The organism is Vibrio sp., assembly GCF_984391705.1.
The window spans coordinates 1-11,653 of sequence record NZ_CFHWOM010000080.1 but is presented as its reverse complement, the minus strand read 5'-3'; the positions used below and the strand labels follow the sequence as shown (position 1 = coordinate 11,653).

The 11,653-nt window shown below is 44.4% G+C and carries 16 protein-coding genes; 8 read left to right on the top strand and 8 right to left on the bottom strand.

What is annotated here, in order from left to right:
• Positions 1–97: 97 nt before the first annotated feature.
• The 6 genes from lptB to AC4MRV_RS20350 are packed head-to-tail and all read right to left on the bottom strand — an operon-like array spanning position 98 to position 4,380.
• The gene (lptB, locus tag AC4MRV_RS20375; protein WP_491189134.1) at positions 98–823 is read right to left on the bottom strand and encodes an LPS export ABC transporter ATP-binding protein; all 726 of its coding nucleotides are present in this window, start codon (positions 821–823) and stop codon (positions 98–100) included.
• A 2-nt stretch (positions 824–825) separates the two neighbouring features.
• Positions 826–1,323, bottom strand: a complete 498-nt coding sequence (lptA, locus tag AC4MRV_RS20370; RefSeq protein WP_491189133.1) for a lipopolysaccharide transport periplasmic protein LptA — start codon at positions 1,321–1,323, stop codon at positions 826–828.
• The gene (gene lptC, locus AC4MRV_RS20365; RefSeq protein ID WP_491189132.1) at positions 1,304–1,867 is read right to left on the bottom strand and encodes an LPS export ABC transporter periplasmic protein LptC; all 564 of its coding nucleotides are present in this window, start codon (positions 1,865–1,867) and stop codon (positions 1,304–1,306) included. The genes lptA and lptC overlap by 20 nt, the downstream gene beginning before the upstream one ends.
• On the bottom strand, positions 1,864–2,421 hold the full coding sequence (gene kdsC / locus AC4MRV_RS20360; protein WP_491189131.1) for a 3-deoxy-manno-octulosonate-8-phosphatase KdsC: 558 nt from the start codon (positions 2,419–2,421) through the stop codon (positions 1,864–1,866). The genes lptC and kdsC overlap by 4 nt, the downstream gene beginning before the upstream one ends.
• Positions 2,421–3,386, bottom strand: a complete 966-nt coding sequence (locus tag AC4MRV_RS20355) for a KpsF/GutQ family sugar-phosphate isomerase (RefSeq protein WP_491189130.1) — start codon at positions 3,384–3,386, stop codon at positions 2,421–2,423. The genes kdsC and AC4MRV_RS20355 overlap by 1 nt, the downstream gene beginning before the upstream one ends.
• 22 nt (positions 3,387–3,408) lie before the next feature.
• Positions 3,409–4,380: a calcium/sodium antiporter gene (locus AC4MRV_RS20350; RefSeq protein WP_491189129.1), complete on the bottom strand. Its 972-nt coding sequence runs from the start codon at positions 4,378–4,380 to the stop codon at positions 3,409–3,411.
• A gap of 244 nt (positions 4,381–4,624) precedes the next feature.
• On the opposite strand from AC4MRV_RS20350, the gene mlaF reads away from it, so the two are divergent.
• From mlaF to AC4MRV_RS20310, 8 genes are all read left to right on the top strand, one after another.
• Positions 4,625–5,422 (top strand): phospholipid ABC transporter ATP-binding protein MlaF, encoded by a 798-nt coding sequence (gene mlaF, locus AC4MRV_RS20345; protein ID WP_491189128.1) that lies wholly within the window; start codon positions 4,625–4,627, stop codon positions 5,420–5,422.
• The gene (mlaE, locus tag AC4MRV_RS20340) at positions 5,419–6,210 is read left to right on the top strand and encodes a lipid asymmetry maintenance ABC transporter permease subunit MlaE (RefSeq protein WP_491189127.1); all 792 of its coding nucleotides are present in this window, start codon (positions 5,419–5,421) and stop codon (positions 6,208–6,210) included. The genes mlaF and mlaE overlap by 4 nt, the downstream gene beginning before the upstream one ends.
• 2 nt (positions 6,211–6,212) lie before the next feature.
• Complete coding sequence (gene mlaD, locus AC4MRV_RS20335; RefSeq protein WP_491189126.1) at positions 6,213–6,695, top strand: outer membrane lipid asymmetry maintenance protein MlaD; 483 nt, start codon at positions 6,213–6,215, stop codon at positions 6,693–6,695.
• A gap of 10 nt (positions 6,696–6,705) precedes the next feature.
• Positions 6,706–7,347 carry a phospholipid-binding protein MlaC gene (gene mlaC, locus AC4MRV_RS20330; protein ID WP_491189125.1) on the top strand — a complete coding sequence of 214 codons (642 nt, stop codon included), beginning with the start codon at positions 6,706–6,708 and terminating at the stop codon, positions 7,345–7,347.
• Positions 7,344–7,652: an STAS domain-containing protein gene (locus tag AC4MRV_RS20325; RefSeq protein ID WP_491189124.1), complete on the top strand. Its 309-nt coding sequence runs from the start codon at positions 7,344–7,346 to the stop codon at positions 7,650–7,652. The genes mlaC and AC4MRV_RS20325 overlap by 4 nt, the downstream gene beginning before the upstream one ends.
• Before the next feature lie 13 nt (positions 7,653–7,665).
• Entirely contained in the window at positions 7,666–7,920 is a 255-nt protein-coding gene (ibaG, locus tag AC4MRV_RS20320) for a BolA family iron metabolism protein IbaG (protein WP_491189123.1), read from the top strand.
• Positions 7,921–7,929: 9 nt separating this feature from the next.
• Entirely contained in the window at positions 7,930–9,189 is a 1,260-nt protein-coding gene (gene murA / locus AC4MRV_RS20315) for a UDP-N-acetylglucosamine 1-carboxyvinyltransferase (RefSeq protein ID WP_491189122.1), read from the top strand.
• A 118-nt stretch (positions 9,190–9,307) separates the two neighbouring features.
• A complete protein-coding gene (locus AC4MRV_RS20310) occupies positions 9,308–10,048 on the top strand; it encodes a 1-acylglycerol-3-phosphate O-acyltransferase (RefSeq protein WP_491189121.1) in 741 nt (246 codons plus the stop codon).
• Between the two features lie 65 nt (positions 10,049–10,113).
• On the opposite strand, the gene AC4MRV_RS20305 is transcribed toward AC4MRV_RS20310, so the two are convergent.
• Both AC4MRV_RS20305 and AC4MRV_RS20300 read right to left on the bottom strand, forming a co-directional pair.
• Complete coding sequence (locus AC4MRV_RS20305; RefSeq protein WP_491189120.1) at positions 10,114–10,848, bottom strand: oxygen-binding di-iron domain-containing protein; 735 nt, start codon at positions 10,846–10,848, stop codon at positions 10,114–10,116.
• Positions 10,826–11,455, bottom strand: a complete 630-nt coding sequence (locus tag AC4MRV_RS20300; protein WP_491189119.1) for a chemotaxis protein — start codon at positions 11,453–11,455, stop codon at positions 10,826–10,828. Before AC4MRV_RS20300 ends, AC4MRV_RS20305 begins: the two co-directional genes overlap by 23 nt.
• Positions 11,456–11,653 lie beyond the last annotated feature (198 nt).

Sequence of the window (11,653 nt, the reverse complement as noted above, 5' to 3'; positions counted from 1 at the left end):
TCATCGCTAACTGCTGTCCTAGCTTGAGTTGTAATGAGGGTTTCATTCAGTATTATTTGCCTTAAATGCTATAGAATCTTGCCGTTCTTCACTTTAATCATAGACGGAATTGTTCGCCGAGATAAACTTGTTTTACTTGTTCATTATTGAGAACTTCATCCGGTGACCCTTCTGCAATCAAGTGGCCTTGGCTAACGATGTAAGCTTTTTCACAGACATCTAGCGTCTCGCGAACGTTATGGTCAGTGATTAACACTCCGAGTCCACGATCGCGAAGATGTTCAATGATTTTCTTGATATCAATAACTGAAATCGGGTCAACACCGGCAAAAGGTTCATCGAGCAAGATAAATTTAGGGTTAGCTGCCAATGCGCGTGCAATTTCTACACGGCGACGCTCACCACCTGATAATGCCATACCTGCACTTTGGCGAATGTGCTGAATGTGGAATTCTTCTAGTAGATCTTCCAGCTTATCCTGACGTTCTTCTCGAGTAAGCTCTTTACGGGTTTCAAGCACAGCCATAATGTTGTCTTGCACAGATAGCTTACGAAAAATAGAAGCTTCTTGTGGTAAGTAACCAATCCCCATGCGCGAGCGGCTGTGCATCGGCAAAATGCTAATGTCTTGGTCATCGATCGTTATTGTGCCTTCATCGCGTGCAACTAAGCCAACAATCATATAGAAAGAGGTCGTTTTACCTGCGCCGTTAGGTCCAAGTAGGCCGACAATTTGGCCCGATTGGACTTGTAAGCTAACGTCTGAAACCACTTTTCGGTTTTTGTAGCTTTTTGCTAAGTGCTCTGCTTTAAGTAACGCCATAATTATTCTTGTACTGCTTGCGGCTGAAGAACGGTGGATACGCGATCCCCTTTCGACTGGCCGTCAGCGATTAGCTTCTGTGATGAAATATGGTATCGAATCTGATTGCCACGAATGGTGCTGTCGTCTTGCGAGAGCATGGCGCTTTTGCGCATGGTCAACTGATCTTTTGCAAGGCTGTACTCAAGCTCTTTTGCTTCACCGTATAAGGTTTTTCCATCATCGGTGAGTTGTGAGAAGGTCGCTAAATCTCCGAACCCATCAATGCTTTTAATTGAGCCATCTTTTGGGTCACGAGTTACAACGATCTTATCCGCATTAATGTTAATACTGCCTTGTTTGAGCTTAACATCACCTAAGAAGGTCACTTGGTTGCTCTGCATGTCCAATTGTTGACTATCTGAGTCAATATAAACTGGCTGCTGTTGATCCGTCGACAGCGCAAGTGCTGGACCGGATACAATTAAGCAAGAAATAAGACTAAGGTGTGAGAGTTTCATATCTACCTTGTACGCTCTTATATAGGGTAGCATCGTGATCAGCAAAGTTGCCTTTCATTGCTTGTCCTACGGTTTCAAATTGGGGGCCATTGATGATCACTTGGTCATCTGCCCAAAAATCTCTATTGTCGAGCTGAATGCTCATATTGTTTGTCGATAGTGTATCGAATCCTGAGTCTGGAAGCAGGTTCTTGACGACCACATCTGTTGATAGCGTCAGAATATGGTCTTTATCTAACACACCTGTATTGGCGGTAATTTCCCATTCTTGGGTTAGCCCTTCCTTGTAGACCTTGAGTACAGGCAACTCAAATACTGTATCACCACTTTTTGCAAAGTGATCTAGGCTTTGTGAAGTTATCACATAGCTTCTAACACCATTGTCAGTATATGAGGTGTTAGTGAGCGACTGTCCGCTGAACATTGGTTGTTCCAGATCTGGGCTTACCTGTGGTGCTTGCTGACTTTGACGATCAAAGTAGTAGTAAGCAGACCAACAAAGAGCAAAGCCGAGAATCAGGTAGCCAATACGAGATAGACTCATATACTTAAACCTTTGTGTACGTCGAGTTCATCACGTGCTTGAAGGATCAGGTCACAGACTTCGCGTACTGCGCCATGACCACCTTTTATTGCGGTGACATAGTTTGCTCTTTTAGCGAGAAGCGGGTGACCATCGGCAACACAAACCTTTAATGCCACTTTTTCCATTACAGGCCAATCAATTAAATCATCACCAATATAACCTGTTTGCTCGGGTGAAATGTTCAATTTGTCACAAATATCTTGATAAGCTCGAACTTTATCGTCTTGGCCTTGGTAGATCAGTGATACACCAAGAGCTTTCATGCGGTTCTCAACAATCTGAGATTTTCGACCAGTAATGATCGCAATCTCAATGCCTGCATTCATTAGGGATTTCACACCATAGCCATCTCGAGTGTGGAATGTCTTGAGCTCTTCGCCATCGTTACCCATGTAGATCAAACCATCGGAAAACACACCATCAACGTCGCAAATCAGCAGTTTAATTTGTTTGGCAACCTCAAGGATATTTTGTTCCACAGGTTGATATAGCGTTTCTACCATTTGAGACATTACATTACTCCAGCTTTTAGCATGTCATGCATGTTAAGCGCGCCGACTACTTTGCCTTGCTCACAAAGAATCAGGCCATTAATACTTTTATCTTGCATCAAGTTTAACCCTTCTGCTGCCAGCATACTTGGCGAGGCAACCGTTGGATTCTCTGTCATGACTTCGCCAATAAGCGCAGTATGGATATCTATGCGCTTATCTAGAATGCGACGTAAATCGCCATCGGTAAAGATACCGATGAGTTGCTGGTGGTCGTCTACCACCGCAGTCATCCCCAAACCTTTTTGGCTTATTTCTAGCAATGCTTCACGAACTAAGGTGTTTGGTGTGACTAGAGGAAGTTTATCTCCAGTGTGCATAATGTCTGACAGTTTAAGCAGAAGTTTTCTACCTAATGCTCCACCTGGATGAGAGAGGGCAAAGTCTTCTGCTGTGAAGCCACGTGCTTGCATCAGCGCCATCGCCAAGGCGTCTCCCATCACCAAGGTTGCTGTGGTGCTGGAGGTCGGTGCGAGCTGAATCGGGCAAGCCTCTTTAGGGACTGTGATCTGAAGGTGCAGATCCGACAGCTTTGCCATATTAGAGTGAGGCTTACCTGTCATGCTGATAATCTTTATATTTAGTCGCTTTAGGACAGGAAATAGAGCCAAGATCTCAGAAGACTCACCAGAGTTAGAAATAGCTAACACTATGTCTCCGGGTTCAATCATCCCTAAGTCACCGTGCGCCGCTTCACCTGGATGAACAAAAAAAGATGATGTGCCAGTGCTTGCGAGTGTTGCCGCTATTTTATTACCAATGTGTCCAGATTTCCCCATCCCCATCACAACCACTTTACCTTCGGTATTGGCAAAGATTAGCTCGCATGCTTTGGTAAAGTCTTGATTGAAATAGTGTTCGAGTTGCTCTAAGGCTTCGATTTCAGTGCGAAGAACTTCTAATGCGGCAGAACGATAATCAAACATGTCAAACTCCGAGAAAAGGCAATTACGCGGTCATATTTAGAATTAGATAAGCTTGGTAAGCGATAAAAGCACTAAACAATACAGCGCCTTCAATACGGTTAATACTACGAGATTTACCTAGCGCCATCGCAACAAGCAGTAGAGAAACACCGAGCATAACCCAGAAATCTCTTCCCATAGCGTATTCACTCAAAATGGATGGGTTGAGGATGCCTGGAATACCCATAACGGCGAGAATGTTAAATACGTTTGAACCAATGATATTGCCTACCGCCATATCATCTTCACCTTTCATAACGCCGGCGAGGGAAGCAGCGAGCTCTGGTAGGCTTGTACCTACGGCGATGATGGTTAATCCAATCACCAGATCGCTCATGCCAAAATATTGAGCAATGATGACAGCGTTGTCTACTAAAACGTCAGCAGCAAGAGGCAAGACGACAAGGCCAATCACTACCCACATTGCCGCCTTCGCGTTACTTACACCATCAGGAACTTCTGATTCTTGCTCTTCCAATAAAGCATCGCTTGATCCAGATGCTTTCTCTTTTTGGCTAATGCGGAGCATAGTAATAATAAAGGCAGCAAAGAGAACAAATAATAGAACACCTTCGTAAAAGCCTAGGTGGCTGTCCCATAATAATACGCCAGCTAGAATGGTCACACCTATCATTAGTGGTAGTTCTCTGCGCAATACAGCGGAGCTAATCGAGAGCGGCTTTATTAACGCAGTGATACCTAGAATTAGCGCGATATTTGCGATGTTCGAACCCAGTACGTTACCAACCGCAGTGTCGGTTTTACCGTCTAAAGCTGCCGTTGCTGAAACCATCATTTCTGGTGCAGAAGAGCCCATCGCAAGGATTGTCATACCGATAACTAAAGGTGAAATACCGACGTTGCGAGCAAGTGCTGCAGCGCCAAATACCAGTTTGTCTGCACTCCAGACTAAAAACACTAATCCTATGATGAGAAACGCGACCGCTTCAAACATGATGCTTCCTAATTAATATACGAACGAGAGAATTTAACCGTTAATTTTGACGGTTTGGCTTATAAAAGGGAAGCAGTTCATTCAATTAATTGTTAAGCAATGATTCATGTTTCGTGCTTAAGTTAGATTGAATTACAATCAATTGGCTTGGATTTATTCAGCGAGTTTTAATTGAACAGTGCTTTTAATTCCATTTGAATGTGCTTATGATTGCCCATTCTTATCGACATAATATGAGTATGTGATGACATCAGAAGACTTAGTAACGGTCAATCAGATTACGTTTACTCGCGGAGAACGTAAGATCTTTGATGACGTTAGCCTTCGGGTACCTAAGGGTAAAGTTACTGCGATTATGGGCCCTTCTGGTATCGGTAAAACAACCCTGTTGCGCCTTATTGGTGGTCAAATTTATCCTGAAAAAGGTGAAATTTGGTTTGATGGCGACAATATTCCTGCTTTGAGTCGAAAGCAGCTCTATTCTGCGCGAAAGAAAATGAGCATGTTATTTCAATCGGGTGCTCTTTTTACGGATCTCACCGTATTCGATAACGTAGCGTTTCCTCTTCGTGAACATACTCAGTTATCTGAGGAGCTTATTCGCACCTTAGTATTACTTAAATTAGAAGCGGTTGGGCTACGTGGTGCAGCGCAACTTATGCCGAGTGAATTATCTGGTGGGATGGCTAGACGAGCGGCTCTCGCTCGTGCGATTGCACTCGACCCTGACCTAATAATGTTTGATGAGCCATTTGTTGGCCAAGACCCGATTACCATGGGCGTCTTAGTTGAGCTTATTCGCAATCTAAACCAAGCATTAGGAGTCACATCCATTGTTGTATCTCACGATGTTCCTGAGGTAATGAGCATTGCAGATTGGGTCTACATTCTTGCTAATGGCAAGGTTATCGCTAGTGGAACACCACAGGAGCTGCTTGATAATCCTGATCCTCAGGTGCAGCAGTTTTTGAAAGGTGATGCGGATGGTCCCGTGCCATTTCGTTACCCAGCCGAGCCAATCACCAAGGAGTTATTTCAATGATGGCGCATCTCTCTGATTTCGTCGCCTCTACTGGCCGCAGAGCTCTTTCTGTCATCTCCTCTTTTGGCCGTGCCAGTTTAATGCTATTCGGAGCTTTAGCTTCTCGCCCGAAGCCGATTGAAAACTTCCCGCTACTGGTAAAGCAGCTATACAGTGTTGGCGTACAGTCATTATTGATAATTGTGCTATCAGGCCTGTTTATCGGTATGGTTTTGAGCTTACAAGGGTATGTCATTTTAATTGATTTCGGCGCTGAGGGAGCGCTCGGTCAAATGGTCGCATTGTCATTACTTCGCGAACTTGGCCCTGTGGTAACCGCGCTTCTATTTGCTGGCCGAGCTGGATCTGCGCTTACGGCTGAAATTGGCTTGATGAAAGCAACCGAACAGCTTTCAAGTATGGAGATGATGGCGGTTGATCCTCTTAAACGAGTGATTGCGCCACGTTTTTGGGCGGGTGTGATTTCCATGCCGCTACTTGCCATGATTTTTATGGCTGTTGGTATCTGGGGTGGGCAATTGGTTGGTGTCGACTGGAAAGGCATTGACCACGGCAGTTTCTGGGCAGCGATGCAATCATCGGTCGAGCTTGGTCAAGATATTGGTAACAGTATGATAAAGAGTCTAGTGTTTGCTATCACAGTCACTTGGATTGCTTTATTTAATGGATATGATGCGATTCCTACCTCGGAAGGTATTAGCCGAGCAACGACTCGCACAGTTGTACACTCTTCACTTGCAGTACTTGGTTTAGACTTTGTACTGACAGCATTGATGTTTGGGAACTAAAGATGCAACAAACACGAAAAACTGAATTATGGGTTGGTGGTTTTGTCCTTGCCGGAATTTGCGCAATTTTGGTGATGATTTTTCAAGTTGCTGACGTAAAGGGCTTTGGCTCTAACGATACTTATACTTTAAACGCTGAGTTCGACAATATCGGCAGCTTAAAGGTGCGCTCACCAGTTAAAGTGGGCGGTGTGGTTGTTGGTCGAGTAACTGATATTGGTTTAAACACTGAATCACTGCTTCCGGTTGTCAGTATGTCAATCAATGCTAAGTATGACCAGTTCCCTGAAACATCGAGTGTAAAGATATTAACATCAGGCTTGATTGGTGAGCAGTACATTGGCTTGACGCCTGGTTTTATCTTTGATGATGAACAGATGCTGGTGGACGGCGATTTTATTGAGGACACCAAGTCTGCCATGGTGTTGGAAGACCTGATTGGCCAAGTGCTGTATAGCGTTGGCGGTGACTCAGACAGTGAATAGGGATTTAATAATGCTAAAGAAGTTAGTGCTTACTCTGTTTTCATTTATTTTCGCGCTAAATGTGGCTGCTGAAGAGATTGATAAAACGCAGCCTTATCAAATGATGAAGCAGGTTTCCGAACAAGCATTTAATCGCTTGAAATCCGAGCAGCCAAAAGTTCAACAAAATCCAGACTATTTAAAGGTAATTGTTGAACAAGAGCTGATGCCATATGTGAATGAGAAGTACGCTGCTCTGAAATTACTTGGGCCTAATCTAAAAGGGGCTAAACGTGAAGATGTTGCCACCTTTATTCAATCATTTCGTTCTTATTTAGTGACGTCTTATGCTCAGGTGTTAACTCAATACACTGATCAGAACATTGCATTTGGTCCTGAGCCTAAATTGGATCCGAAGAAAAGTATCACAGGTATTAAAGTCGAGATTCTTGATTCACCGCGTCCGAACATCAAGTTAGAGTTTAAGCTTCGTAAAGATAAAAAAACGGGTGAGTGGAAGGCATTTGACATGATTGCAGAGGGCATTAGTTTGTTGTCGAGCAAGCAATCTGAGTGGAATGGTAAGTTGCGTCAAGAAGGCATTTTGGCAGTGGCACACGAGCTAGAGCAATTAGCTAAGCAACCTATTCGCTTCGAGAGTAAAACGCAATGAGTCACCCTCAATGGCAAGTACTTAATGAAGAACAGTATGCATTAAGTGGAGCATTAGACAGAGATAGCGTCCCTAAGCTTTGGCAAGAGTTGAAGGCATGGCCGATTAGCCAGAGTGAGATAGAAGTGTCTCTTGAGCAATTAGAGCGTGTTGATTCTGCAGGAATGGTGATGTTAATTCACCTAATAGAGAATGCAAAAAAACAAAACTGTCATATAATGCTCAGCTTCATGCCAAAACAACTGAAAACCTTATTTCAGTTAAGTAACGTCGAACAATATCTCGACGGGCATCTAAAGAATTAAACAGGGGTGAATTGTGGATAGCGCAAAAGTACAACAGATTTTAGAACAAGCTCTAAACCTAGAAGAAGTAACGGTTAAAGGTGAAGGAAGTCACTATGAGGTGATCGCTGTTGATGCTAGTTTCGATGGAATGAGCCGCGTTAAGAAGCAACAACTAATTTATGCACCGCTGATGGAATATATCCAAAGAAATGACATTCATGCAGTATCTATCAAAGCATTCACTCCAGAAGAGTGGGCTCGTGATAAGAAGTTGATGTCACTGTAAGGTTTAGTAATGGAAAAGTTTCGAGTAACGGGGTCCAAACAGCCTCTTGTTGGTGAAGTCACCATTTCTGGTGCGAAAAACGCGGCATTACCAATTCTATTTGCTTCAATTTTGGCTGAAGAGCCTGTTGAAGTCGCCAATGTACCGCATCTTCGTGATATCGACACGACAATGGAGCTACTAGAGCGCCTTGGTGCTAAAGTCGAGCGCAATGGTTCTGTGCATGTAGATGCTGGTAGCATTAATGAGTATTGCGCGCCATACGACCTAGTTAAAACCATGCGTGCATCTATCTGGGCATTGGGTCCTCTAGTCGCTCGATTTGGCCAAGGTCAAGTATCACTGCCGGGTGGCTGTGCGATTGGTGCTCGTCCAGTGGATCTTCATATCCACGGTCTAGAGCAATTAGGGGCGAAAATCACCCTTGAAGATGGTTATGTAAAAGCTAACGTTGATGGGCGCCTTAAAGGTGCGCATATCGTTATGGATAAAGTGAGTGTTGGTGCAACCATCACCATCATGTGCGCAGCAACCCTAGCAGAAGGTACAACAGTACTGGATAACGCAGCACGTGAGCCAGAAATCGTTGATACAGCGGACTTCCTCAATAAGTTGGGAGCGAAGATCTCTGGCGCAGGCACTGACACAATTACAATTGAAGGTGTAGATAAGCTCGGCGGTGGTAAGCATTCAGTGGTTGCTGACCGTATTGAGACAGGTACCTTCTTAGTCGCTGCAGCTGTGTCTGGCGGTAAAGTGGTTTGTCGTAACACTAGCGCACACTTGCTTGAAGCCGCTCTTGCTAAGCTTGAAGAAGCGGGTGCTGAGGTTGAAACGGGCGAGGACTGGATCTCACTCGATATGACGGGACGTGAACTTAAAGCGGTTACGATTCGTACAGCTCCTCATCCTGGTTTCCCAACGGATATGCAAGCTCAGTTTACGCTGTTAAACATGATGGCGAAAGGTGGTGGCGTTATTACCGAAACTATCTTTGAAAACCGCTTTATGCACGTGCCGGAGCTAATGCGTATGGGCGCAAAAGCAGAGATTGAAGGCAATACTGTTATTTGTGGTGACGCGGAAGAGCTCAGTGGCGCTCAGGTTATGGCGACTGACTTACGTGCTTCAGCAAGCTTAGTGATTGCGGGTTGTATCGCACAGGGTGAAACCATTGTTGATCGTATCTACCATATCGACCGTGGTTACGACAAAATCGAAGATAAACTGTCAGCATTGGGCGCGAATATCGAACGATTCCGCGATTGATAACACCTTCAGCTAACATTTGTAAGCCGAAACCTCAGTTTCGGCTTTTTTATGAACGATAGATCAGTTAGAGTCTTGTTCAAATTGTTTTGATTCACTGTGTTCTTGGAGAACCACAATGATTGCACTATTACGTGTATTAGCCGTTGCGATTTTTGCAGTCGTAATGTTTGTGTTTGGGTGTGGCTATTGTTTACTTAGTCCTCGTAACCCTAAGCACGTTTTCACCTTTGGTCGCCTATTTGGCAAGATGTCACGTGTATTTGGTATTAAGCTTGAATTGCGTTTACCTGAAGATGCTTACCAACGTGGTCAGCATATCTATATCGCAAATCACCAAAACAACTGGGATTTGTTCACGGTTTCATCTGCGGTAACTCCTAAAGTGGTTACTGTAGGTAAGAAGAGCCTAGCTTGGATGCCGTTATTTGGTCAGCTTTACTGGCTGACGGGCAACATTCTGATCGATCGCGCAAATCGCTCGAAAGCGAAAGGCACTATTGATCAAGTTGTTGATCAGATGAAACAGAGTGATGTCTCTGTATGGATGTTCCCAGAAGGTACTCGCTCACGCGGTCGAGGTTTACTGCCATTTAAAACAGGCGCTTTTCATGCTGCGATTGGCGCTGGTCTGCCTATCGTTCCGATAGTGTGTAGTTCTACCAGTGGAATTAAGCTGAATCGTTGGAACAACGGCCATGTGATTGTTGAAATGCTACCACCGGTCTCTTCCGAGGACTTCGGTAAGGAAAACGTACGTGCACTGGCTAATGAATGTCGTGAACAGATGAAGACTAAGTTAGAAGAGCTTGATAACGAAGTCGCGATGCTCAACCAGCAAGAAGGCGTTAAAGCTTAATCTAGCGCAGTATACATAATGCTAAGCCAGCCACTTAATATGGCTGGCTTTTTTATTGCCTCTATCTATTTGACTGCGATGCCAACATCGAGGTCATCTAACCAATCTAGGAAGCGTCCTACGTCTTCTCCTTTGAAAATACCACCGTGCTGTGGACATAACATGTCGATGTCCAACCTTCGTACCCGCTCAATCCAAGCTCTCTTTGCTGCATTAGACGGCATCCAACGGCGATGAAAGTATTCCATCTTAGGAACATGACGCTCAAAGTCTTCAACAAACAGAGGCGCATCTGGGCTATCTAAAGCCGCTCCTATATCTCCCGACATTAGGATTTTTGCTTTGCCATCATAGACAGAAAAGTTACCCGATGAATGCATATAGTGAGCGGGGATAAATTCAATGTCTACCCCTGCTAGGGAAAGAGTGCCCCCGTCATCTTTTATAGGGGAGAAGGAGATAGAGTCCATTCCAAAGTGGCGAATGAACCCTTCCCACAGCCAGGGAGAGTAAAGTGTCGCTTCTGGTAGCGCTTTATCCCATAGGCCTAAGGATGAGATGATGTCAGGGTCTTGGTGAGAGGCGAATAAGTACTTGATATGATCTATTGGCACTTCTTTGACGACACTACTAAGCATAGAAGAGAACATTTCGATACCACCAGGATCAAGCAAAATAGCTTGCTGTCGATTTACCACCATGTATTGGTTCGTGTCGATTATCTTTTCTGGCTTGAGAGGATCGCGAGCGAACATCACCCAACGATGTTCTCCATCGTTAAAGAGTACTTTTGATTTCATGATTATCCTTATCAAACAATGAGAAGAGTAGGAGAGACTGACGTACGTGCTCTCGGATAGAGTCAGCCGCTTGTTGAACACTTAAAGCGATACTGTTCAGTTGGCCTTTGAATTGTTCTTCGACTTGGGAAGCTTCAACACTGAGTAGGGTGGATATGATTAGGGCGACACGAAGCTCATCGTATAGGTTATTGAGCATGCTATATAGCTCATCGCTACCTTGTAGAAAAGAGCCCTCAAGGCTTTGAGCTTCCTGTTGGCACCGTTGTCGAGTGACATCTAAGCTATCGAGATATTTAGCATTTTCTGCACGGAGATAGACAGTTTCAAAATACTGTAATACGGAATGGGATCGGACACTTGAAGTCGCGATACGACTAAGCTGCTGTGCTTTGATATTAATTGAATTTGAAATGCTAAGCGTCAGTCTGACTAACTCATCAATCGAATCTGTTATTGGGTGAAATCCAGCAGCACTTCCTCCTGCTCGCAGAGCAAGGGCTCGAGCATTACTGGCTACTAATTTGAGTTGTTTTGCGACAATGACGCCACGATTGAGTTCGGCGGCGACTTCCGCTGCAACAACGAATAACTGCTTCCTAGCCATTTTCATATCCTTATTATCTTTATGGGATAACTATAGGAAATGGGTTGCGCTTTTAGCAAATGAAAAGGGAAGAGATTAAAGTGAGAAGAGGGATGATATTTAGGTATAAAAAAAGCCAAGTCGAAAGACTTGGCTTCAAAAAGTGGCTCCTCCTGCTGGGCTCGAACCAGCGACCTGCGGATTAACAGTCCGTCGCTC